Genomic DNA, 22,038 nt, shown 5'->3' with positions numbered 1-22,038 from the left:
GGCCTGCTTGTCCTTTGCATTTTCCCCACGGCTGGCGCGGCTCCATGGCTAAATCGCGCGTTCAGTTCATCTGCCAGAATTGCGGGTCGGTGCATCAGCGCTGGGCCGGCAAATGCGATGCCTGCGGCGAGTGGAACACGCTGGTCGAGGAAGGCACCTCCGGCGGCATAGGCTCCGGCCCGGCCAACACGCGCAATGCCCGCAAGGGCCGCGCGGTGGTGCTGACGACACTGTCGGGCGACATAGAGGACGCGCCGCGCATCGTCTCGGGCATCGGCGAGCTCGACCGCGCCACCGGCGGCGGTTTCGTTCGCGGCTCGGCGCTGCTGGTCGGCGGCGATCCCGGCATCGGCAAATCGACGCTTCTTACCCAGGCTGCCGCGGCACTTGCGTCCCGGGGCCACCGCATCGTCTATGTCTCGGGCGAGGAGGCCGTCGCCCAGATCAGGCTGCGAGCGCAGCGGTTGGGTGTTGCCGACACCGCGGTGGAGCTGGCCGCCGAAACCAATGTCGAGGACATTCTCGCCACGATCGCCGACGGCAAGCGGCCGGATCTGGTCATTCTCGATTCGATCCAGACACTATGGACCGATCTTGCCGATTCCGCGCCTGGCACCGTTACCCAGGTGCGCGCTTCCGCCCAGGCGATGATCCGCTATGCGAAATCGACGGGTGCGGCGATCGTCCTTGTCGGCCATGTCACCAAGGAAGGCCAGATCGCCGGCCCGCGCGTCGTCGAGCATATGGTCGATGGCGTGCTCTATTTCGAGGGCGAAGGCGGCCACCACTACCGCATCCTGCGCACGGTGAAGAACCGCTTTGGACCGACCGACGAGATCGGCGTCTTCGAAATGTCGGACAAGGGCTTGCGCGAGGTCGCCAACCCGTCGGAGCTGTTCTTGGGCGAACGGCATGCGAAATCCCCGGGGGCTGCCGTTTTCGCCGGCATGGAAGGCACCAGGCCCGTCCTGGTCGAGATCCAGGCGCTTGTCGCGTCCTCCTCGCTCGGCACGCCGCGCCGGGCGGTGGTCGGTTGGGATGGCGCGCGGCTGTCGATGATCCTGGCGGTGCTGGAAGCCCATTGCGGCGTGCGCTTCGGCACCCATGACGTCTATCTCAACGTCGCCGGCGGCTACCGCATCAGCGAGCCGGCCGCCGATCTCGCTGTCGCCGCCGCACTGGTTTCCTCACTCACCGGTCTTGCCCTTCCCGCGGATTGCGTCTATTTCGGCGAAATCAGCCTTTCGGGCGCGGTGAGGCCGGTTGCGCATGCGCAGCAGCGCCTCAAGGAAGCCGAAAAGCTGGGTTTTGGTAACGCGGTTCTGCCCTTGGGCAGCGAGGAACTTGCTGGGGGGATCGGGGCCGGCGCTTTCCAGCCCACCGAGCTTGCCGACCTCGTGGCACGCATAGCCGGCTCACGCCGAAGCCGTGTGGACGACGAAGAATAACGCGGCTCGTCGAGCCGTGAAAAAGAGATCGGAGTGGGGCGAAAGACATGCCGATTACGCTGCTTGACGGAATTCTCGTCGGCTTCACCCTGGTCTCGGCGATGCTCGCCATGGTTCGCGGCTTTTCGCGCGAGGTCCTTTCGGTCGTATCGTGGGCGGCGGCGGCCGCGGCGGCTTTCTTCTTCTACAAGCCGGTCCTGCCCTATCTGAAGCCCTACATCGACAATGAGAAGATCGCCATGGCGGCCTCCGCCGGCGTCGTCTTCGTCATCGCGCTGATCGTCGTTTCGGTCATCACCATGAAGCTCGCCGACTGGATCATCGATTCCCGGATCGGCGCGCTCGACCGCACGCTCGGTTTCCTCTACGGCGCCGCGCGCGGCATACTGGTCGTCGCTGTCGCGTTGCTGTTCTTCAATTGGCTGGCCGGCGCCAAGGCACCGGCCTGGGTGACGGAAGCCAAGTCGCGACCGCTGCTGGAGCAGATCGGCGCCAAGCTCGAGAGCCTGCTGCCGGAGGATCCGGAAAACGCCATCCTCAAGAAGCTCAATCCGAATCAGCCGGCCGCCGAGACGCCGGCAGCCCCGGACGCGCCGGCAGCGGATGCGCCTGCCGGCGGCGACGACGCCAATGCGCCAGCGCCCGACGACAACGACGCCGCTCCTGCCGACAACATGGCCAAGCCGGCACCGGCAGCGCCTGCAAACTGACGCCCGAAACGGGCGTCAGGACCGACGATGGTGTGAACGACTGCACGGCGCGCGTGTCGTAAGCACATGAGTTGTCCGGATTAGGTAGCACGCGAGTTGTCCGGTTTTATCGCCAGCGAATGGAGGCTGGGGATGAAGCGGGCAGCGTGGCTACAGGACCGGAGAATGCAGAAGTTTCGGGATGTATTGAGCCGCTGGAATGGCGGCGATCTTTCGATGATGGAGGCAGGCGAGTTGCTGGGCATGTCGGAGCGGCAATTCCGGCGTTACCGTGACCGTTACGAAGAGGCTGGGGAGGCTGGGTTGCTCGACCGGCGTTTGGGCAAGCTTTCGACGCGCCGGGTGCCCGCGGAGGCGATCGAGGAGATGCTGGAACTTTATCGCCACCGCTACCTTGGCTGGAACGTGAAGCATTTCCACGAGCACCTGCTGCGCGATCATGACTTCAGCTGGGGCTACACCTTCATCAAGACGCAGCTTCATGCAGCTGGGCTGGTGGAACGGGCCAAGCGGCGCGGTGCTCACCGGCGCAAGCGGGAAAGGAAGCCGTGCGAGGGGATGATGCTGCATCAGGATGGCAGCCGTCATCAATGGCTGGCGGGTGGGCCGATGCTGGATCTGATCGTGACGATGGACGATGCGACGAGCACGATCTATTCGGCCTTCCTGATCGAGGAGGAAGGCACGGCGTCGAGCTTTCAGGGACTTCTGGAGACATTCGTCGCCAAGGGACTGCCGTCGAGCCTCTACAGCGATCGCGGCAGCCACTATTTCGTGACGCTCAAGGCCGGCGGTCCTGTCGACAAGATTCGCTTGACCCAAGTTGGCCGGGCGCTCGATCGGCTCGGCATCGAACATATTCCAGCCTATTCGCCTGAAGCCAGGGGCCGCTCCGAGCGAATGTTCTCAACCTTGCAGGACCGACTGCCTAAGGAACTGGTACTGGCCGGCATGGCTGATATCCAGGCCGCCAACGGCTTTATCGCACAGACCTATCTGCCGGCTCACAATGCCCGCTTCGCCAGGCCGGCCGCGGTTGAGGACAGCGCCTTTGTCGCTGCCGACCCGCAACAACTGGCTCAGATCCTGTGCATCGAGGAGGAGCGCGTCGTTGCCCGTGACAACACGGTCGCCTTCGAGCGGCTGCGATTGCAGCTCCCGCACAGCCCGATCCGGCATCACTTCGTCAAGGCCACGGTCAAGATCAGGCGGTACCCGGACGGCACCCTCGCGATCTTCCACGGGCCGCGCCGCATTGCGCGATACAGGCCCGACGGCGTCGCAATCGAAGAAACTTGCCCCATCAGGCAAGCCGCGTGAACCGCTTCGACGCAAAACTGAAGCGGACAAGTAATGTGCTACCAAAACCGGACATCTTGATTAGCTACCGACACGACTGCACGGCGCGCGTTGCTTTCGACGCGAACCCGCTCTATATGGCGATTTTAGCGGAGCTTAAGATGGCAGACGCAGACGACGTGCTTTCCGCCGAGGCCGACGACCATTTCCATGACGAGTGCGGTGTGTTCGGCATTTTCGGCCGGCAGGACGCAGCGGCCATCGTCACACTCGGCCTGCATGCGCTGCAGCATCGCGGCCAGGAAGCGGCCGGCATCGTTTCCTACGACGGCACCCAGTTCCATGTCGAACGCCATGTCGGCCTGATCGGCGACACCTTCACCAAACAGCGCGTCATCGACAGCCTGCAAGGCAACCGCGCCATCGGCCATACGCGCTACGCCACAACCGGCGGCGCCGGCATGCGCAACATCCAACCCTTCTTTGCCGAACTTGCCGATGGTGGGTTCGCCGTCGCCCACAATGGCAATTTGACCAATGCCATGACGGTGCAGCGCGCGCTGCAGAAACAGGGCGCGATCTTCTCCTCCACTTCCGACACCGAAACGCTCCTGCATCTGGTCGCGACCAGCAAGGAGCGCGACCTCAACTCGCGCTTCATCGATGCAGTGCGGCAGGTCGAGGGCGCCTTCTCGCTGGTGGCGATGACCGCCAAGAAGATGATCGGCTGCCGCGACCCGCTCGGCATCAGGCCATTGGTGCTCGGCGATCTCGACGGCGCCTGGATCCTGGCCTCCGAGACCTGCGCGCTCGACATTATCGGCGCGCGTTTCGTGCGCGACCTGAAACCGGGCGAGATGGTCGTCGTCACCTCCAAGGGCATCGAAAGCCTGTTCCCGTTCGAGCCGCAGAAGACCCGCTTCTGCATCTTCGAATATGTCTATTTCGCTCGGCCGGATTCCTCGGTCGAAGGCCGCAACGTCTATGAGGTGCGCAAGCGCATCGGCGCCGAACTGGCGCAGGAAAATCCGGTCGACGCCGACATCGTCGTGCCGGTGCCGGATTCGGGCACGCCGGCGGCGATCGGCTTCAGCCAGGCGGCCGGCATCCCGTTCGAGCTCGGTATCATCCGCAACCACTATGTCGGCCGCACCTTCATCCAGCCCGGCGATTCGATCCGCCACATGGGCGTCAAGCTGAAGCACAACGCCAACCGCCGCATGATCGAAGGCAAGCGCGTTGTGCTGGTCGACGACAGCATCGTGCGCGGCACCACCAGCCAGAAGATCGTGCAGATGGTGCGCGATGCCGGCGCCAAGGAAGTGCACATGCGCATCGCCTCGCCCCCGACCAGCGCCTCCTGCTTCTACGGCGTCGACACGCCGGAGAAGTCGAAGCTCCTGGCATCGCGCATGTCGGTGGAGGAGATGGCCGAATTCATCCGCGTCGATTCGCTCGGCTTCCTCTCGATCGATGGGCTCTACCGCGCCGTCGGCGAGGCCAGCCGCGACAACGACCAGCCGCAATTCTGCGACGCCTGCTTCACCGGCCAGTATCCGACCCGCCTGCTCGACTTCGAAGGCCACGACAATGTACGCACGCTGTCGCTGCTGGCGAACAGCGGGGCATAGGATTGCCAGGCCGTCATTTGCCTTCGGGGGCGTCTCGCACCTACCTCACGGAAATTCTCGCATGACCCTCGACCTCTCCGGCCGCGTCGCGGTCGTCACCGGCGCCTCGCGCGGCATTGGTTATTTCATCGCCAAGGAATTGGCCGCCGCCGGCGCGCATGTGATCGCGGTCGCGCGCACCGTCGGCGGGCTTGAAGAACTCGACGACCAGATCAAGGCGGCCGGCGGCCAGGCCACGCTGGTGCCGCTCGACCTCGCCGACATGGCCGGCATCGATCGGCTGGGCGGCGCCATTCACGAGCGCTGGGGCAAGCTCGACATTCTGGTCGCCAATGCCGGCGTGCTCGGTGTCATCTCGCCGATCGGCCATGTCGAGGCCAAGACCTTCGAAAAGGTGATGACCATCAATGTCACCTCGACCTGGCGGCTGATCCGTTCGGTCGACCCGCTGCTGCGGCTTTCGGATGCCGGCCGCGCGATTTTGCTTTCCTCCAACGCCGCGCATTCGGCACGCGCCTTCTGGGCGCCGTACGCGGCGTCGAAGGCAGCGGTGGAGACAATGATGCGCTCCTGGGCGCATGAGACGCAAAGCCTGCCGCTGCGCGTCAACGCAGCCGACCCCGGCGCCACCCGCACCGCCATGCGCGCGCAGGCCGTTCCCGGCGAGGATCCGGCAACGCTGCCGCACCCTTCAGACATCGCCAAACGGATCGTGCCGCTGGCAAGCCCGGACCTGAAAGAGACCGGGCTGATCTTCCAGGCCAAGCACAACCGCTTCGTCGCCTACAGGCAACCGGAATAAATTTACACCCTCGTTTCGACGGCTCCCAGAACCTCTGCCCGCATTCAGGTGGCCTGTGTCAGGGATTAAAAAGGCCTCCGGCTACGTTCTTCGAACGTAGGACATTCGAAAACCGGAGGACCGACATGCGCAGACTTCTTCTTCTCGTTGCCGCCACCGCGGCCGCCCTCGCCGCGACTGCCGGCACAGCCCTGTCGCAAGATGCCAAGATGAGTTTCTTCGTCACCAGCGCCGGCCCTGGCAAGGGCGGCGATCTCGGTGGCCTGAAGGGCGCCGACGCGCATTGCGGCTCGCTCGCCGAAGCGGCCGGCGCCGCCGGCAAGACCTGGCACGCCTATCTCTCGACCAGCACCGAGGACGCGCGCGATCGCATCGGCAAGGGCCCCTGGTTCAACGCCAAGGGCGAGAAGATCGCCGACGATGTCGCCTCGCTGCACAGCGACGCCAACGGCATCACCAAGCAGACCGCGCTCACCGAGAAGGGTGAGACCGTCAATGGCCGTGGCGATACACCGAACCGTCACGACATGCTGACCGGCTCCAAGCCCGACGGCACCAAGATCGCCGACCAGACCTGTGGCGACTGGACGATGAGCGGCGCCGAAGGGGCTGCCATGATGGGCCACCACGACCGCGCCGGGCTCGACGATTCGGCTGCGGCGAAGTCTTGGAATTCCTCGCATGCCTCGCGCAGCGGCTGCGGCCAGGAGGCGCTGAAGGGCACAGGCGGCGACGGCCTGTTCTACTGTTTTGCAACCGACTGAGGCGGTAGCCCTCAAGAACCGGAGCAGAGCCCGCCTTGTCATCACGCGGCTGTGATCTCCAGCGCAAAGGCTGCTCCGTGGTCATGCTTTCGTCATTTCCACGGAGTTGTTAGGATCGCAGCGACTCCCGCAACAAGCGCCCTCTCGGGCAGATTAAGGAAATCCCCATGGCTACGACCGCAGCGTTGGTCTGGTATCTGGTAATCGCCGGCCCGCAGGGCGGCATGGTCGTGCTGCCCAGCACCTTCGACAAGCGCGAACAGTGCGCCGCCGCCATCACCGAATATCAGAAGCAGCCGACGCCGGCCGGCTGGTCGGTGCAGTGCGTGCCAAGCGCCTCGCCCTTCACCGACGAAGGCGATGCCGAAGAGCCGTCCGCGCAGTGATGAGCGTAATCTCCCCTCTTGAGGGGGAGATGGCCGGCAGGCCAGAGGGGGTCGCCGCGTGGAGCGCTGACCTCCTCTGCCGGCAAAGGGGCGTCGCGTCAGGATGTTCCGATCCCCCTATGTCGCCTTGGGCGACATTTCCCCCTCAAGCGGGAGATCTTCAGCGCCGTGCGCTCACCGTCAGCTCAGGTTTCTGGTTGATGGTCTGAAACACCACGCAATAGCGCTCGGTCAGCTTCAGCAGCGAATCGATGCGCTCTTGCGGCTCGTCGGTGTCGAGACTGAAATTGAGCCGGATCGCGCGGAAGCCGACCGGCGCATCCTTGGTGACACCGAGCGTGCCGCGAAAATCGAGGTCGCCTTGGGCCTCAACCGTGGCAGCCCCAAGCTTGAACTCGAGCGCCGTCGCCACGGCCTTCAGCGTTACGCCGGCGCAGGCCACCAAGGCCTCGAGCAGCATGTCGCCGGAGCACAGCTCCAGACCTGAGCCGCCGGTTGCCGGGTGCAGTCCGGCAACCGCAAGGGCCCTTCCCGTCTCCACCTTGCACGCCACCGACTGGTCGTCGATCGACCCTCTTGCCTTCAACGTGATCAGCGCCTGCGAAGCGTCGTCGCGATAGGCCTGCTTCAGCGGGGCTTGCATGGCCTTCAGTTCCGTGGCGTCCATTTTGTTGCCCTTTCCCGACTGCTTGTTTCGTGCCGTGAATAATGGTCCGAAATCGGGTGCTTGTCACAACCCGCAGCAAGAATCTCGAATTGGTAAAATCGAGCCACCCATCCATGCCCTTTGACTTCGACCGCCGCGGCCATACCTATGCGGGAGTCGTTCTCGCGGAGACATCATGTCGCTCAAGCTGAAACTGATCGCCCTGCTGATGCTTGCCGCCTTCACGCAGCCGGTCCTGGCTGATACGGCGGAGCGTCCGGCGCCCTCGGGCGGCGTGCTGTCCCTGCTGCCGTCGCCGCAGACCACCAGGCATTCCATCACCCTCGCTGGGCGCAAGCTGGACTATCAGGCAAGGGCCGGCACCTTGCCGCTGCTTTCCGGCAAGGGCGACGTCACAGCGGAGATATTCTATGTCGCCTATACGCTGGAGCCACCGGCAAGCGCGGCCAAGGACCCGCAGCGACCGATCACCTTCGTGTTCAATGGCGGCCCTGGAGCAGCGTCCGCCTTCCTGCATATCGGCGCGCTTGGTCCGCGCGTGATCGCCACGGGAACCGGTGGCGAATTCCTGCCCCCGCCGCAAAGGCTCATCGACAATCCGGACAGCTGGCTCGACATGACCGACCTCGTCTTCGTCGATCCGGTCGGAACTGGATACAGCCGCGAAGCACCGGGCCAGGACACGCACGACTTCTGGGGCGTCAATCAGGATGCCAGCTCGATAGGTGCCTTCATCCGACTCTACCTCGCGCAGAACGGCCGCACCGGTTCGCCGCTGTTCCTCGCCGGGGAAAGCTATGGCGGCTTCCGTGCGGCGCTTCTGGCCAGGACATTGCAAGAGGATATCGGCATCAGTCCGAACGGCATCGTGCTGATCTCGCCGGCGCTGGAGTTCACACTGGTGCGGCCCGACGAATTCGAGCCGTTGCATTGGGCCCTCGAATTGCCGTCGCTGGCGGCCGTGCGCCTGCGCGCCGAAGGCGTCAAGGGCGATGCGTTGCGGGAGAAGCTGGCCGAAGTCGAACATTATGCGCTGGGCGATTATCTGACGGCGCTCACCAGCGGGCTGGAGCAAGGCGGGCGACTGGCGAGCCAGCGCGTGGCCGACATCACCGGCCTGCCGCTCGATCTCGTGCAGCGCAACTCCGCCCGCATCCCGACCAACCTGTTCGCAAGAGAGTTCGCCCGCGCCAGCGGCAAGGTGCTCAGCCCATACGACGCCATGATCGGCACCGCCGACATCGCGCCCGAAAGCGCCCGCGTCGTCGGTCCGGATCCAGTGCTCGACCGCAGCGTGCCGGCTTTGACCTCGGCTTTCGTCGGCTACGCCCGCGACGAACTGAATTTCCGCACCGATGTCAGCTATCGCCTGCTCAATGGCGAAATCAGCCATAGTTGGGATTACGGGACGAGCGCCTCACGGCAAGGCTATGCCGGGGTGATGGACGACCTGCAGCGAGCACGCTCTCTGAACCCCGCGCTCGGCGTCGTGATCGTCAACGGCTACACCGATCTGGTTACGCCTTATCTGGCCTCGCGCTACCTGGTGAATCAAATCCCGTCGCTTGCCGATGCAAAGCCCATCCATCTCGATGTTATCGAGGGCGGGCATATGATGTATTTCAGCCCCGACGGTCGACGCGCTCTGAAAGAGGCCGCCTCGGAACTCTACCAGGCAACGCAGTAAGCTTCGCGACAACGCGCGCGATCAACCTCTGCCCCAACGCAAGCTCCGGGCTGGCGCAGCGCCGCGCCGACTTTCGCGCGTATAGCTCGGAGCCGGGCCTGACATTCCAGGCCGCTCGCACCGCTTCACAGCACTTGCTGTCGCTTCCTGCAACACTGGTCCCGCACCTTATGGCCGATGTCGCCATTCTCGAAACGCGTGAAAGGGTTCTCGCCGGGATCCTTTTGACCGGTGCGGCCTATCTCCTGTTTTCGACGCAGGATGCCTCGATCAAGCTCTTGGTCACCGGCATGACCGTTTGGCAGATCATGTTCTTCCGCAGCATCACCATTCTGGGTGCCTGCGCGGCGATCGGCGGACGAGCGCTGTTTGCCGACACGGTGCGCTCGCCGATCGTGCAGCCGATGCTGGTGCGCAGCGCCTTCACGCTTGCCGCCTGGCTCTGTTACTACAACGCGGCGCGCAGCCTGCAGCTCGCCGAACTGACCACCGTCTATTACGCGGCCCCGATCATCGTCACCGTGCTTTCGGTGTTCCTGCTCGGCGAAAAGGTGCCGATGCTGCGCTGGCTGGCGGTCCTGATCGGCTTCGCCGGTGTCTTTGTCGCCTGTGATCCTACCCATCTCGGCCTGTCCGTGCCGGTGCTGCTGGTGCTGACAGCCGCCCTCCTGTGGGGCATTGCCATCGTGCTCCTGCGCAAGACCGCGCTTGCCGAACGCTCGATGATCCAGCTTCTTCTCAACAATTTCTATTTCCTGCTGTTTTCGGCGGTGCCGGCGCTGTGGTGGTGGCACACGCCGGACCTGCCCCAGCTGTTGCTTCTTGCCAGCGTCGGGGCGCTCGGCGGTCTGGCGCAATACCTCCTCTTCGAGGGCATGAAGCGCACGCCGGCCTCGATCCTCGCGCCGCTCGAATACACCTCGCTGCTGTGGGCGTTCGCGCTCGGCTTTGCGATCTGGGGCGATGTGCCGCGCCGTGAAGTCTTCCTGGGTGCCGCCCTCATCGTCGCCGCCGGGCTGCTGATCGTCGGCGGCGAGCATTTCCGCAAGCGGCTGTGATGCGCATCACTGCTGACGCTACGATGTCAGGTGGGAGCGGCGTAGGCTGACGGCATGACTGATGTGACAGGCACCACCGACACTGTCGCCGAGCGCACGCTTGGCATCGTTCTCGTGTCATGCTCGGCGGCCGTCTTTGCGCTGACCGGCGTGCTGACAAAATCGATCCATGCCGATCCGCTGACCATCATCTGCTGGCGCGGCTTTGTCGGTTCGGTCCTGATCAGCCTCTATGTGCTGTGGCGGCGACACCGCTCCGGCGGGCGCGAGAGCCTGCGATTGGGCTGGCGCGGCTGGCTGCTGGCGGTGGAAGGCGCGCTGGCCAGCATCGCCTTCATCTCGGCGTTCAAATTCACTTTCGTCGCCAATGTCACCGTCATCTACGCCACCGCACCTTTCGTCACCGCGCTGCTGGCCTGGGTTCTGACACGTGAACCCTTCCGCATGCAGACGATGCTCGCCGCTGCCGTGTCGCTTTGCGGCGTGGCGATCATGGTCTGGTCCAGTTTTGGCACCGGCAACCTGTTCGGCGACGGACTGGCGCTGCTGATGACCATCGGCAGCGGCCTCTACATGATTATGGTGCGTGCCTTCCGCGACACGCCCGTGGTGTGGGCCGGCGCGGTATCGGCCTTCCTGTTGTTCGTGCTCGGCTGGTTCGTCACCGATCCGCTGGCGGTTTCGCCAAGGGATGCCGTCCTGCTCGTCACCTTCGGCGCATCTTTCGCGCTGTCGTCGATCCTGTGGACGGAAGGCGCACGGCTCATCCCGGCCGCCGAATCCGGGCTGCTCGGCTCCGCCGAAGTGCCGTTCGCCATCCTGTTTGCCTTCCTGTTCCTGGGCGAGATTTCGCCGGCGGCCAGCCTGGTCGGCGGCGCCATCGTGCTCTGCGCGGTGTTTGCCCATGCCGGCCGCGATTGGCTGGCGGCCCGCGGGCAACGGACAGCGTCAAATATTTCTTAAAAAATTTTCGAAGTCATGGAACCATCATCGGGCTCAGGCATTATTGGTGCGACGGGCCACCCCCCAAGTCCCCCCAAACCCCTCGGCCCGTCTTACTCCAAGCCGACCGCAAGGTCGGCTTTTTCTTTGCTAAATGGGGCCCGACCGCAAGGTCGGCTTTTTCTTTGCTAAAAGGGCCCGACCGCAAGGTCGGCTTTTTCTTTGCGAGTAAACGGGAGCCCGGACAAGTCTTGGCCAATCAGCCAAGTGCCCCGGACAGGGCCAGGTTGCCGGCGAGCAGTGCCGCCAGATCGTTAGCTGGGCCATCGGCGCCGGCGCGCAGCCGGATCGCGAACTCAGCCATCGGAACCTGCGGCAGGCCAAGCTCGCGCGGTGCCTCGACAATGCCGGAATGGGCAAAGCGCGCGGTTCGCAACGTCAGCGCGACACCGGCATTCACCGCGGTGCGCAGGCCGGCAAGGCTGGCACTGCCGGCAGCGATGCGATAACGCCGGCCAGCCGCATCGAGTGCCGCAAGCGCGGCCTCGCGAAAGCCGCAATAGGGATCGAGCAGCGCCAGGGGCAGTTCTTCCTGGCGCGAGGCCAAACCTTTCTGCGAGCATAGCCATATCATAGGCTCGCACAGCACGCCGACCTCGTCCGCCATCGCCGACTGGCGCATGACGATCGCCAGGTCGAGGCTGCCGGCCTGCAGCGCCTGCGCCAGCTCGGCGGAGCGGCCGACGCGCAATTCGATCCTGACGCGCGGATGGCTGGAGGCGAAGGCGCGCAGCAGCTCCGGCAGGCCGCTGTCGGCGAAATCCTGCGTGGTGCCTATGGCGACGCGCCCGGCGGCGCGCGCGCCCTTCAACGCCAGCCACGCCTCGCGATGCACGACAAGGATGCGCCTGGCATGGCCGACGAGATCCTCTCCGGCCGGCGTCAGGCCACGTCCCCGCCCCTGCGGCGCCAGAAGCGGCTCACCGACGATCTCTTCCAGCCGCTGCATCTGTGCGGTCACCGCCGAGGGCGAGCGGCCGACGCTGGAAGCCGCCTGCGCCAGCGAGCCGCTGTCGGCGAAAGCGAGAAAGGTTCTGAGCAGGTCGGGATCGAGCGTTTGCATAATTCGATTTTATCGAATCTTCAATAAAAAACAATTCGATTTTTTTGATCCGATAATGATGAGATGGTCTTTTCAACGGCGATCGACGCCGCTCAACCAGGAGAAGAAAAATGCCCATCATCAATGTCAGCGTCACCGGCAAGCCCGACGCCGCCCTATCCGCCAGGATGGCCCGGGAAGTGACCGAGATCACCGCCACGCAGCTGCGCAAGGATCCGACGATCACCGCCGTTGCCGTGTCCTATATCGATCCGCAGCATTGGTTCGCCGGCGGCAAGTCGCTGGCCGAGCATGGCACCAACACGTTCTGGCTCGACATCAAGGTGGTCGACGGCACCAACACCAAGCTCGAGCAGGAAGCCTATCTCAAGGCAATCTTCGATGCCTTCGGCCGCCTGCTGGGCGGCATACATGAAGAAAGCTATGCCTTCGTGCATGAGGTGCCGGCGGCCGCCTATGGCTATGGCGGCAAGACGCAGGAGTTCCGCTTCATCAGCGGACGGTTGAAGGCGGCTTGAGGGGCGCCTTTCCTTCTTCCCCTGTGGGAGAAGCAAGACCGTCCTCATCCGCATTGACCTTGCTCCCACATCGTCTACGCTCTGACCGACGCGGCCGCAAAAGAGCCGCGGTGACAAAGTCGTTGGGAGAGACGCGGCATGATCCTGACACTGGCGTTGCTTGCGGGTCTTGTCGTGGCCTGGCTGCTGATCGGCGTGGTGGAAAAATTCCGCCTCGGCCTGCGCTTCGCCCAGGCACTGCTCTATGTGCCGTTCAAGCTCGCCTACCGGGTCAGCGACAACCGCATCAGGATCGCGCGCAAGGCGCAGGTACCGGTCATCTACGTCATCTCGCACCAGTCGCGCTTCGAACCGGCGCTGATGCTGTCGCTGCTGCCTGACGACACGCTGCATATCCTCGACGAGGTCTCGGCGCGTTCGCCCTGGCTCGAACCCTGGCGCGAGCTTGGCCGCACCATCGCCTTCAACGCCGAACATGTCTTCGTCAGCCGCCGGCTGGTGCGCGTGCTGAAGGGCAAGGGGCGGCTCGCCGTCTATCTGCCGGATGCGGTCGAGCCCGACGTCAAGACGTTTCGGCTGTTTCGCGCCGTCACCCGCATCGCCATGCAGGCCGACGCCCGCATCGTGCCAATCTTCGTCGCCGGCGCGCGCAGCCTGCCGGTGTCGCTGACGCCGGCGGACAAGGCGCCACGGCATTGGTTTCCGCAGCTGTCGATCAGCGTCCTGGAGCCGATGACCATCGCCGAACTGGTGGCACGCAACCCCGACCAGGCCTCGAACACCAATGCGCTTTTCGACCGTGTCGCGGAGGCTCGGCTTTTCGGGAGCAACCTCGATCGCGGACTGTTCCTGGCCATGCGCGATGCTTCCGATCGTGTCGGCGCCTCGCATCCCATCATCGAGGATGTCATCTCGGGCGCGCTGAGCTACCGCAAGATGTTCATCGGCGCGCGAGTGCTGGGCAGGTGCTTCGAGGCGGTCACCGCGCCGGGCGAAGCGGTAGGCGTGATGCTGCCCAACGCCAATGGCGTCGTGCTGTCCTTCGTCGGGCTCCTGTCGGCAGGCCGCGTAGCGGCGATGATCAATTATACGGCCGGACCGGCGAGCGTCACCGCGGCGATGCGCACGGCGATGATCCGCACCGTCATCTCATCGCGCGCCTTTGTGGAAAAAGCTGACCTCGCCGATATCGTCGTCGCGGTCGAAAAGGGCGGCGCGAGGCTGCTGTGGCTGGAAGACCTGCGGACCAGCGTCACCGCGCTGGACAAGCTTGCCGCCGCCCTGCTGTGGCGCTGGCCTCTGCAGCGGCAGGACGCGGCCAAGCCGGGCGTCATCCTGTTCACTTCGGGCTCCGAAGGCACGCCGAAGGCGGTTGTTCTGTCACAGAGGAACCTTCACGCCAACGCCATGCAGGCCGAGGCGCGCATCACCATCTCGCCGGCCGACATCCTGCTCAACGTGCTGCCGGTGTTCCATTCCTTCGGCCTGACGGGCGGCACCATATTGCCGCTGGTCACCGGGGTAAAACTGTTCCTCTACCCCTCGCCGCTGCACTACAAGATCATTCCCGAGGTCGCGCGCAAGGTAAAACCGACCGTCATGTTCGGCACCGACACGTTCCTCGCCAATTATGCGCGCACCGCCAAGGATGGCGATTTTTCCAGCCTGCGCTTCGTCGTTGCCGGCGCCGAGGCGGTGAAACCGGAAACCCGCCGCGTCTATCGCGAGCGCTTCCAGGCCGAGATCATTGAAGGTTTCGGGCTGACCGAGGCCGCGCCGGTGGTTGCCGTCAACACCGCGATCCACGGCCGCGACGGCACGGTCGGCAGGCTGCTGCCGGCGATGCGCATGAAGCTGGAGCCGATCGAAGGCATCTCGGACGCCGGCCGGTTGTGGCTCGACGGGCCAAACCTGATGATGGGCTACATGACCGCGGATCGGCCCGGCGAGTTGCAGCCGCTGACCGGCTGGCACGATACCGGCGACATCGTTGCCGTCGATCGCGAAGGCTTCATTGCCATTCGCGGCCGCGCCAAGCGCTTCGCCAAGATCGCCGGCGAGATGGTGTCGCTCGGCGCGGTCGAGATGCTGGTGCAGTCGCTTTGGCCGGAAGAACGCCATGCGGCGGTAGCGGTGCCGGACAAGCGGCGTGGCGAGCGCATCGTTCTGGTCACCACCGCCGACGATGCCAATCCCGACGAATTGCGCAAGTTCGGCAAGCAGGCGGGTGCGGCCGAATTGATGGTGCCGAACGATATCGTCAAGGTCGAGGAAATCCCCGTGCTGGGGTCGGGCAAGACGGACTACGTCTCGACCCGCAAGCTGGCGATCGACAGGCTGGGGCTCGGCGTCGCGGCCTGAGACAGATCAGGGACTTCGGCGGACCTTCTATCCTATGTCCGAGGGCGGCACCTTCTCGCCCTCCAGCTTGGCGCGCTTGGAATAGGCGCGCACGGAAAACGGCAGGAAGATCAGGTAGCCGGCGACCGACGCGGTCAGCGTGTACCAGGGATAGGTCATCAGCAAGAGAACGTAGAGCACGACCGCCAGGATGACGGGCAGCACCCGGTCGCCGGGGATCTTGATGCTCTTGCCGGAATAGACCGGCAACCGGCTGACCAGGAGGAAGGCGACCAGCACGGTGAAACCGGTGGCGATGAAGGCAGCCGGGCGGCTTGGCTCCAGCCCGAGCCGCAGGAAAGAGAGATAGAGCGGCAGCATCACCAGCACAGCACCAGCCGGCGCCGGCACGCCGACGAAATATTCGGACTGCCATATCGGGCGGTCGGCCTTCTCGTCGTCGAGCACGTTGAAGCGGGCGAGCCTGAGCCCGCAGGCGATGGCGAACAGCAATGCCGCGATCCAGCCCGGCGAGCCGGCACGGTCGAGCAGGAAGGCATAAAGCACCAAAGCCGGGGCGACGCCGAAATTGACGATGTCGGCCAGCGAATCCATCTGCGCGCCGAATTTGGAGGTCGCCTTCAGCATCCGCGCCAAGCGGCCGTCAATGCCGTCGAGGAAGGCTGCCAGCAGCACCATCACCACCGCCGGCTCAAAACGGCCTTCGAAGCCGAAGCGGATGCCGGACAGGCCGGCGCAGATGGCAAGCACGGTGACGAGGTTGGGCAGCACCATGCGCATCGGAATCTCGCGGATGCGGGGACCGCCGCTGGCATGGGCCTCGAACTTCTTATATTGCGTGCCCACGGCTCAGGAAATCCGCACGAGAGGCGTACCGGCGACGCCACCGAATTCGGCCAGCACGGTTTCACCGCCGACCGCTGTCTGGCCGACGGCAACGCGCGGCGTCGCGGTCAAGGGCAGGAAGACGTCGACGCGCGAGCCGAAGCGGATCAGGCCGAAACGCTCGCCGGTGCCGATCGAGCCGCCCGCCTCGGCCCAACAGACGATCCGCCGCGCCACCAGACCTGCGATCTGGACGGCGGCGATCGTGCCGTTGGGGCTTTCGATGACCAGGCCGTTGCGCTCGTTCTCGGTGCTGGCCTTGTCGAGTTCGGCGTTGAGGAATTTTCCAGGCCGGTGTTCGATCTTGACGATACGGCCGCGTACCGGGGCGCGGTTCACGTGGCAGGAAAAGACATTCATGAACACCGATATGCGGGTCATCTCGACATTGCCGAGGCCAAGTTCGCGCGGCGGCACAGCCGGTCCGACAGCCGAGATGATGCCGTCGGCGGGGCTCACCACAAGGCGGTCGTCAATCGGGGTGACGCGCTCGGGATCACGGAAGAAATAGACGCACCAGGCGGTCAGGATCAGGCCGATCCAGAACAGGATCGACGAGAAGTAGCCAAGGAAAAGCGTCGCCGCGCCAAAAGCCGCGATAAAGGGATAGCCTTCGCGATGGATCGGTACGAACGCGTTCTTGACCGTATCGACAAGGCTCATCGGGTGTAAACGGGCTCCGTTTCAGGTGGGGCCTCAATAGCCGAAAGCCCCCCTCGCCGCAACGCAACAATGGCTGGCGCGGGCGAACGGGCAAGGGCCCGCTGTATCCGGATGGCCGGACACTCTGTCTTTCGTGAAGCCGCGACCGGCTTGCATGCCCATGCCATTGCCGTCAGAATTCCGGCCCACGTGGCACCAACGTCCATCTCCATGCAACCTTCTTCCCGAGCGAAATGCAGTGATCGCAGGGGCCAGGATGACGTTCCAGCCCGATCTAACTCGAACAGTTTATTCGCCAGCTGCGGCGCTCAGGTCGAAGTGTTCCTCAAGCTCATTTCGATAAGCTTCCACCAGACTTTGCTCATTGCCACCGCGTAACATCACGCCACGGTCTGGGTACGACTGGAAGAGAAACGCGTGACCACCTGCCATCACCACCCAATTCACCACCGGCCCTCCTTCGTTCTGCACGACAGAATTCGCCGACACGACTGCGTCAGTTGGATCGAATCCAGCCTTCCGCAGCAAAAGATCGACGGCTACTGGCGCATGATATTCCTCGGCCAGTTCGATTACCTTTGCTATCGTTTGCGCATCGGCTTGACCGAGCTTGCGACCGACGCGAGGCGCACCAGCAGCGAGTATATTTTCACCCGGTTGCGCAATTGGCCGAACTTCCGGAGCGATATATCCATAGACGGCCGCATGGGTGTCGGTGGAGACGCAAAGGCGAAGCTCCTCTGCGTTGGTGCGCAGTTGAAAAGCTAATTGGGTCTCGCCCTCGACATCCAACATCCTCGCCACGCCAAGCGATAGTTTGACCTCGGGCGGTAGCGCATTGGCGCACGCGAGGCCGACTCCGACATCGCGCGTGCGAAACATCTGACCGACCAGTTCGCTGACCGATCGATGAAGAAGCCGGGATTCGCGCAGAGGATTGGCCATTGCCAACTGGAGGATAGCTTCATCGCAATCATCGTCGTCGACAATCTGCAGATCGGGCCATGATGCGATCCAGAGCGCCAATAGATCGATTATCGGAGAAGCCTCATCGGCGCCGTAGAAAGCATCATCAAGCGTGTCGAGAAAATCGTCGCGCCCGCCCTCGAAGCCGGTCTCTTCCGAGGCTTCGTCAGGGTGTTCGGAGACCCAGACGGACATCTCTTCCAGAGTCGCCAATTGCCCCTTCGCGCCAATAGCAATGAGGCCGGCACGAGCGTTGGCGACCATCACATCGAACTCACGGTCGGCATTGTGGATGAATTGACTATGACCGCCGTTATTCACCTCGGCGGAATATTGATCGGCATGGGAGACGTGCATCGCCTTTGGGTCGATTTCAAAATGGCGGTAGAGCCCTTTAAAAACCATAGCGTGAATAAATTTTTCGACTGCCAAGACGAGTTGAAAAGGCTTCTCAACGGCTTTGTCCACGGTTGAACGAGGCACGATTACCAACAGCCCGGCTTTCGATGCCTGTCCTACGGCAGGAAGTGGGATTCCCGACGGCTTCTCGGAATTCTTCTTTGGTCTTCGCGAAAAAAAACCGAACATCCAAATACTTCCCTAAACTCTAATAGCGAACAATATCACCAGGTCAGAAAGATAAAAGGGCTCAAGATTGATCTGCCGCACTTGCATAGGAAGATTTGTTCCGAAATTCCTGACTGCGGTGTCGGCACCCCATCGGCTCGACCGTCCTTGGTAGGATAACCGGCAAGGAGTCCCTTACATGCAGCAGTCACCTGCCTCCCAAGCGCATCTCATCACTGCCGGCCTCGCTTTCGGCGAGTCGCCGCGCTGGCATGACGGACGGCTGTGGCTTTGCAACTGGGGCACCGGCGAGATCATCGCCGTCGATGCCGAAGGCAACCGCGAGATCATGCTCACCGTGCCGGCCGTGCTGCCCTACTCCATCGACTGGCTGCCGGATGGTCGTCTGCTAGTCGTCTCGGGCCGGGAACGCTTGCTGCTGCGGCAGGAAGCCGATGGCAGTCTCGTCACCCATGCCGATCTGCGCGGCCTCTCGAAAAGTCCGTGGAACGAAATCGTCGTCGACGGCCGCGGCAACATCTATGTCAATGGCGGGGGACCGGCGCCGGCTCCCGGCCAGCATTTCGGCCCGGGCACGATCGTGCTGGTCACGCCGGATGGTTCGGTCCGGCAGGTGGCAGAGAATATCGCCTTTGCCAACGGCATGGCGATGAGCCCGGACAACAAGACGCTGATCATCGCCGAATCCCACGCCAGCCGGCTGACCGCTTTCGACATCGCCGCCGACGGTACCTTATCCAACCGACGCGCCTGGGCCGAACTCGACGGTTACCCCGACGGCATCTGCCTCGATGCCGAAGGGGCGGTCTGGTACGCGGATGTTCCAACAAGCATTGCGTTCGGGCGCGCGAAGGCGGTGAGGTCTTGCAGACCGTCACCATCGATCGCGGCTGCTTTGCCTGCATGCTGGGCGGCGCGGCCAGGCGAACCCTGTTCATCGTCGCCGCGGAATGGCGCGGCTTCGAGCACATGGTCAGCGAGACCCGGACCGGCCAGGTGCTCAGCGCCGAGGCGCCGGCACCCGGCGTCGGCTGGCCGTGAACCTATGCTTCGGCAATTCGCTGGTAGTTGGCGATGTCGGCTCGCACGCCGAGCCGGGTGATGGTCTCCTGCGGGTTGAAGGCGATGCGCTCTTGCGCGGCCTTGACGATCGGCACGACCTTGTCGACAGCCGCCTGGCTTTCCCATTCGACGATCGTGACGAGATTGAACTCGCCCGGCCCCGAAAATTGCTCGAGCAGGAAATCCTGCACGAAACCCTGCTGTTGGCGCAGCAATTCGTGCGTTGTCCTGACCTTGGCGAGGATCTCCGCGCGGGCGGCGGCCGGGACGACGAACTTGTCCACCCTGAACACGCTGCCGCTGTTACCATTATGATTTGTGGCGCTCATTTCGATTCTTCCGTTCCTGGATCATGGTGTTTGCGGGCTCCTGGAACGGCGTACAATCTCAACTTAAGTTGAGGTCAAGCGGTGTTTTGAAACCTTTTCCTTCTCCCCTTGCGGGAGAAGGTGGATCGGCGCGCAGCGCCGAGACGGATGAGGGGTGCGTGACGGAGTGAGGCGTTGGCGTTCCCTGGAACACCCCTCATCCGACCTCGCTTCGCGAGGCCACCTTCCCCCACAAGGGGGGAAGGAAAAACCTACGACACCTCCGACGTCCGCCGGCGAACGATAACACCAAATTCGTCGCTCTCGCGGGCGCGACGCAGGCGTTCCTCGGCCTCGGTCGCTTCGCGTTGGCGATCCCACATCGAGGCATAAAGGCCATGCTGGCGCATCAGCTCGATGTGGGTGCCGCGCTCGGCGATCTGGCCATCCTTGAGCACGATGATCTCGTCGGCCGAAATCACCGTCGACAGGCGGTGGGCGATGACGATCGTGGTGCGGCCCTTGCTGACCAGGTCGAGCGCGGCCTGGATCTCCTGCTCGGTGTGGCTGTCCAGCGCCGAGGTCGCTTCGTCGAGCATCAGGATCGGCGGCGCCTTGAGGATGGTGCGGGCGATCGCGACGCGCTGCTTCTCGCCACCGGAGAGCTTCAGCCCGCGCTCGCCGACCATCGACTTGTAGCCGTCGGGCAGTTTTTCGATGAACGGCCCGATCTGGGCAAGTTCGGCGGCCTTGCGCACCTCCTCCTCGCTCGCACCGACGCGGCCGTAGCGGATGTTGTAGGCGATGGTGTCGTTGAACAGCACCGTGTCCTGCGGCACCATGCCGAGCACCGCCCGCAGGCTCTCCTGGGTGACATCCCTGATGTCCTGGCCGTCGATCAGCACCTGGCCGCCCTGCACGTCATAGAAGCGGAACAGGAGCCGCGAGATGGTCGACTTGCCCGCACCCGACGGCCCCACGATGGCAATCGTCTTGCCAGCCGGCACGTCGAAGCTGACACCCTTCAGGATCTTGCGGTTCGGGTCATAGGAGAAATGCACGTCGCGGAACTCGACCTTGCCGGCGCTGACGACCAGAGGCTTTGCATCGGGCTTGTCGACGATCTCCTGCGGCACGTCGAGGAGGTCGAACATGTGCTCGATGTCGGTGAGGCCCTGGCGGATTTCGCGGTAGATGAAACCGATGAAGTTGAGCGGCACGGAGAGCTGCACCAGCATGGCGTTGATGAAGACGAAATCGCCGACCGTTTGCGTATGAGCCTGGACCTCCAGCGCCGACATGCACATCACGACGACCGTGCCGAGACCGAAGATGGCGCCCTGGCCGAAATTCAGCCAGCCGAGCGAGGTCCAGGTCTTGGTGGCGGCGATCTCGTAGCGCGCCATCGAGCGGTCGAAGCGCTCGGCCTCCATGGCTTCGTTGGTGAAATACTTGACCGTCTCGAAATTGAGCAGCGAATCGATCGCCTTGGTGTTGGCGTCGGTGTCGCTGTCGTTCATGTCGCGGCGGATCGAGATGCGCCAGTCGCTGGCCTTGACCGTGAACCAGACATAGACGCAGACGGTGACCGCGACCACGGCCACGTATTTCCAGCCATAGGTGAAGCCGAATATGCCGGCGGTCAGCGCGAATTCGAGAATGGTCGGCGCCGTGTTCAGCATGATGAAACGCACGATCGTCTCGATGCCCTTGGTGCCGCGCTCGATGATGCGCGACAAGCCGCCGGTGCGGCGCTCCAGGTGAAAGCGCAGCGACAGCTGGTGCATGTGGACGAAGGTGCGGAAGGCAAGCTGGCGCACCGCATGTTGTCCAACGCGGGCAAACAGCGCGTCGCGCAGCTGGTTGAAGCCGAGCTGAACGAGCCTCAGCACATTATAGGCGATGACCAGCATCACCGGGGCAAGCAGGAAGGAAGGCAGCGGCGGCGGCGTTTTGAAGCCGCCAGCCAGCGCATCGGTCGCCCATTTGAAGAAGTAGGGGCCGGCGACCAGCGTCACCTTGGCGACGACCAGCAGCAGTGTCGCCCAGGTAACCCTCGCCCTGAGGTCAGCCCGGTCGGCCGGCCACATATAGGGCCACAAATTGCGCAATGTCGTCAGGGTCGAGGTGTCGGCGGAGACAGTTTTTTCGGCCAATTTTCTTGCCTTTT

At 63.8% G+C, this 22,038-nt stretch carries 19 protein-coding genes and 1 pseudogene; 13 read left to right on the top strand and 7 right to left on the bottom strand.

Annotated features, from left to right (window positions below; translation table 11 throughout):
* Positions 1–44: 44 nt before the first annotated feature.
* The 7 genes from radA (at position 45) to LB577_RS29815 (ending at position 7,040) form a co-directional block, all read left to right on the top strand.
* The gene (radA, locus tag LB577_RS29845) at positions 45–1,448 is read left to right on the top strand and encodes a DNA repair protein RadA (RefSeq protein ID WP_224690031.1); all 1,404 of its coding nucleotides are present in this window, start codon (positions 45–47) and stop codon (positions 1,446–1,448) included.
* 47 nt (positions 1,449–1,495) lie between these two features.
* Positions 1,496–2,158 (top strand): CvpA family protein, encoded by a 663-nt coding sequence (locus tag LB577_RS29840; RefSeq protein ID WP_224690029.1) that lies wholly within the window; start codon positions 1,496–1,498, stop codon positions 2,156–2,158.
* Positions 2,159–2,323: 165 nt separating this feature from the next.
* Complete coding sequence (locus LB577_RS29835) at positions 2,324–3,478, top strand: ISNCY family transposase (RefSeq protein WP_224690028.1); 1,155 nt, start codon at positions 2,324–2,326, stop codon at positions 3,476–3,478.
* 140 nt (positions 3,479–3,618) lie between these two features.
* Positions 3,619–5,088 carry an amidophosphoribosyltransferase gene (gene purF / locus LB577_RS29830; RefSeq protein WP_023779649.1) on the top strand — a complete coding sequence of 490 codons (1,470 nt, stop codon included), beginning with the start codon at positions 3,619–3,621 and terminating at the stop codon, positions 5,086–5,088.
* A 61-nt stretch (positions 5,089–5,149) separates the two neighbouring features.
* Complete coding sequence (locus LB577_RS29825; RefSeq protein ID WP_224690027.1) at positions 5,150–5,890, top strand: SDR family NAD(P)-dependent oxidoreductase; 741 nt, start codon at positions 5,150–5,152, stop codon at positions 5,888–5,890.
* A gap of 125 nt (positions 5,891–6,015) precedes the next feature.
* Positions 6,016–6,654, top strand: coding sequence for a hypothetical protein (locus LB577_RS29820; RefSeq protein ID WP_224690026.1), 639 nt, complete (start codon positions 6,016–6,018; stop codon positions 6,652–6,654).
* 167 nt (positions 6,655–6,821) lie between these two features.
* Entirely contained in the window at positions 6,822–7,040 is a 219-nt protein-coding gene (locus LB577_RS29815) for a hypothetical protein (RefSeq protein WP_224690025.1), read from the top strand.
* A 160-nt stretch (positions 7,041–7,200) separates the two neighbouring features.
* Here LB577_RS29815 and LB577_RS29810 read toward each other — a convergent pair whose 3' ends face one another.
* Positions 7,201–7,707 (bottom strand): OsmC family protein, encoded by a 507-nt coding sequence (locus tag LB577_RS29810; protein WP_224690024.1) that lies wholly within the window; start codon positions 7,705–7,707, stop codon positions 7,201–7,203.
* A gap of 175 nt (positions 7,708–7,882) precedes the next feature.
* Between LB577_RS29810 and LB577_RS29805 the strand changes: the two genes are divergently transcribed.
* The 3 genes from LB577_RS29805 to LB577_RS29795 all read left to right on the top strand — a co-directional run bounded on the left by LB577_RS29805 (position 7,883) and on the right by LB577_RS29795 (position 11,415).
* Complete coding sequence (locus tag LB577_RS29805; protein ID WP_224690023.1) at positions 7,883–9,394, top strand: S10 family peptidase; 1,512 nt, start codon at positions 7,883–7,885, stop codon at positions 9,392–9,394.
* A 170-nt stretch (positions 9,395–9,564) separates the two neighbouring features.
* On the top strand, positions 9,565–10,452 hold the full coding sequence (locus LB577_RS29800; protein ID WP_224690022.1) for a DMT family transporter: 888 nt from the start codon (positions 9,565–9,567) through the stop codon (positions 10,450–10,452).
* Positions 10,453–10,506: 54 nt separating this feature from the next.
* A complete protein-coding gene (locus tag LB577_RS29795; protein WP_224690021.1) occupies positions 10,507–11,415 on the top strand; it encodes a DMT family transporter in 909 nt (302 codons plus the stop codon).
* A gap of 238 nt (positions 11,416–11,653) precedes the next feature.
* Here the strand turns inward: LB577_RS29795 and LB577_RS29790 are convergent, their stop codons facing one another.
* Entirely contained in the window at positions 11,654–12,517 is an 864-nt protein-coding gene (locus tag LB577_RS29790) for a LysR substrate-binding domain-containing protein (protein WP_224690020.1), read from the bottom strand.
* A gap of 110 nt (positions 12,518–12,627) precedes the next feature.
* Between LB577_RS29790 and LB577_RS29785 the strand changes: the two genes are divergently transcribed.
* Together LB577_RS29785 and LB577_RS29780 are read left to right on the top strand one after the other, a co-directional pair.
* Entirely contained in the window at positions 12,628–13,035 is a 408-nt protein-coding gene (locus LB577_RS29785) for a tautomerase family protein (RefSeq protein WP_224690019.1), read from the top strand.
* A 138-nt stretch (positions 13,036–13,173) separates the two neighbouring features.
* Positions 13,174–15,396 carry an AMP-binding protein gene (locus LB577_RS29780; RefSeq protein ID WP_224690018.1) on the top strand — a complete coding sequence of 741 codons (2,223 nt, stop codon included), beginning with the start codon at positions 13,174–13,176 and terminating at the stop codon, positions 15,394–15,396.
* 27 nt (positions 15,397–15,423) lie between these two features.
* Here the strand turns inward: LB577_RS29780 and LB577_RS29775 are convergent, their stop codons facing one another.
* The 3 genes from LB577_RS29775 to LB577_RS29765 form a co-directional block, all read right to left on the bottom strand.
* Positions 15,424–16,242: a CDP-alcohol phosphatidyltransferase family protein gene (locus LB577_RS29775; protein ID WP_411969357.1), complete on the bottom strand. Its 819-nt coding sequence runs from the start codon at positions 16,240–16,242 to the stop codon at positions 15,424–15,426.
* A 3-nt stretch (positions 16,243–16,245) separates the two neighbouring features.
* The gene (locus tag LB577_RS29770; RefSeq protein ID WP_023768567.1) at positions 16,246–16,944 is read right to left on the bottom strand and encodes a phosphatidylserine decarboxylase; all 699 of its coding nucleotides are present in this window, start codon (positions 16,942–16,944) and stop codon (positions 16,246–16,248) included.
* A 288-nt stretch (positions 16,945–17,232) separates the two neighbouring features.
* Positions 17,233–18,498: a DUF4375 domain-containing protein gene (locus LB577_RS29765; protein ID WP_013896328.1), complete on the bottom strand. Its 1,266-nt coding sequence runs from the start codon at positions 18,496–18,498 to the stop codon at positions 17,233–17,235.
* A gap of 178 nt (positions 18,499–18,676) precedes the next feature.
* Between LB577_RS29765 and LB577_RS29760 the strand changes: the two are divergent.
* Positions 18,677–19,539, top strand: a pseudogene (locus tag LB577_RS29760) (SMP-30/gluconolactonase/LRE family protein).
* Positions 19,540–19,541: 2 nt separating this feature from the next.
* Here LB577_RS29760 and LB577_RS29755 read toward each other — a convergent pair.
* Both LB577_RS29755 and LB577_RS29750 read right to left on the bottom strand, forming a co-directional pair.
* Complete coding sequence (locus tag LB577_RS29755) at positions 19,542–19,889, bottom strand: antibiotic biosynthesis monooxygenase (protein WP_224690017.1); 348 nt, start codon at positions 19,887–19,889, stop codon at positions 19,542–19,544.
* Between the two features lie 251 nt (positions 19,890–20,140).
* Positions 20,141–22,024 (bottom strand): ABCB family ABC transporter ATP-binding protein/permease, encoded by a 1,884-nt coding sequence (locus tag LB577_RS29750; protein ID WP_013896331.1) that lies wholly within the window; start codon positions 22,022–22,024, stop codon positions 20,141–20,143.
* Positions 22,025–22,038: the final 14 nt, after the last annotated feature.

It is taken from the genome of Mesorhizobium sp. B283B1A, assembly GCF_020165735.1.
Lineage (GTDB): Bacteria > Pseudomonadota > Alphaproteobacteria > Rhizobiales > Rhizobiaceae > Mesorhizobium > Mesorhizobium opportunistum.
This window is presented reverse-complemented; position numbering and strand designations above follow the sequence as displayed.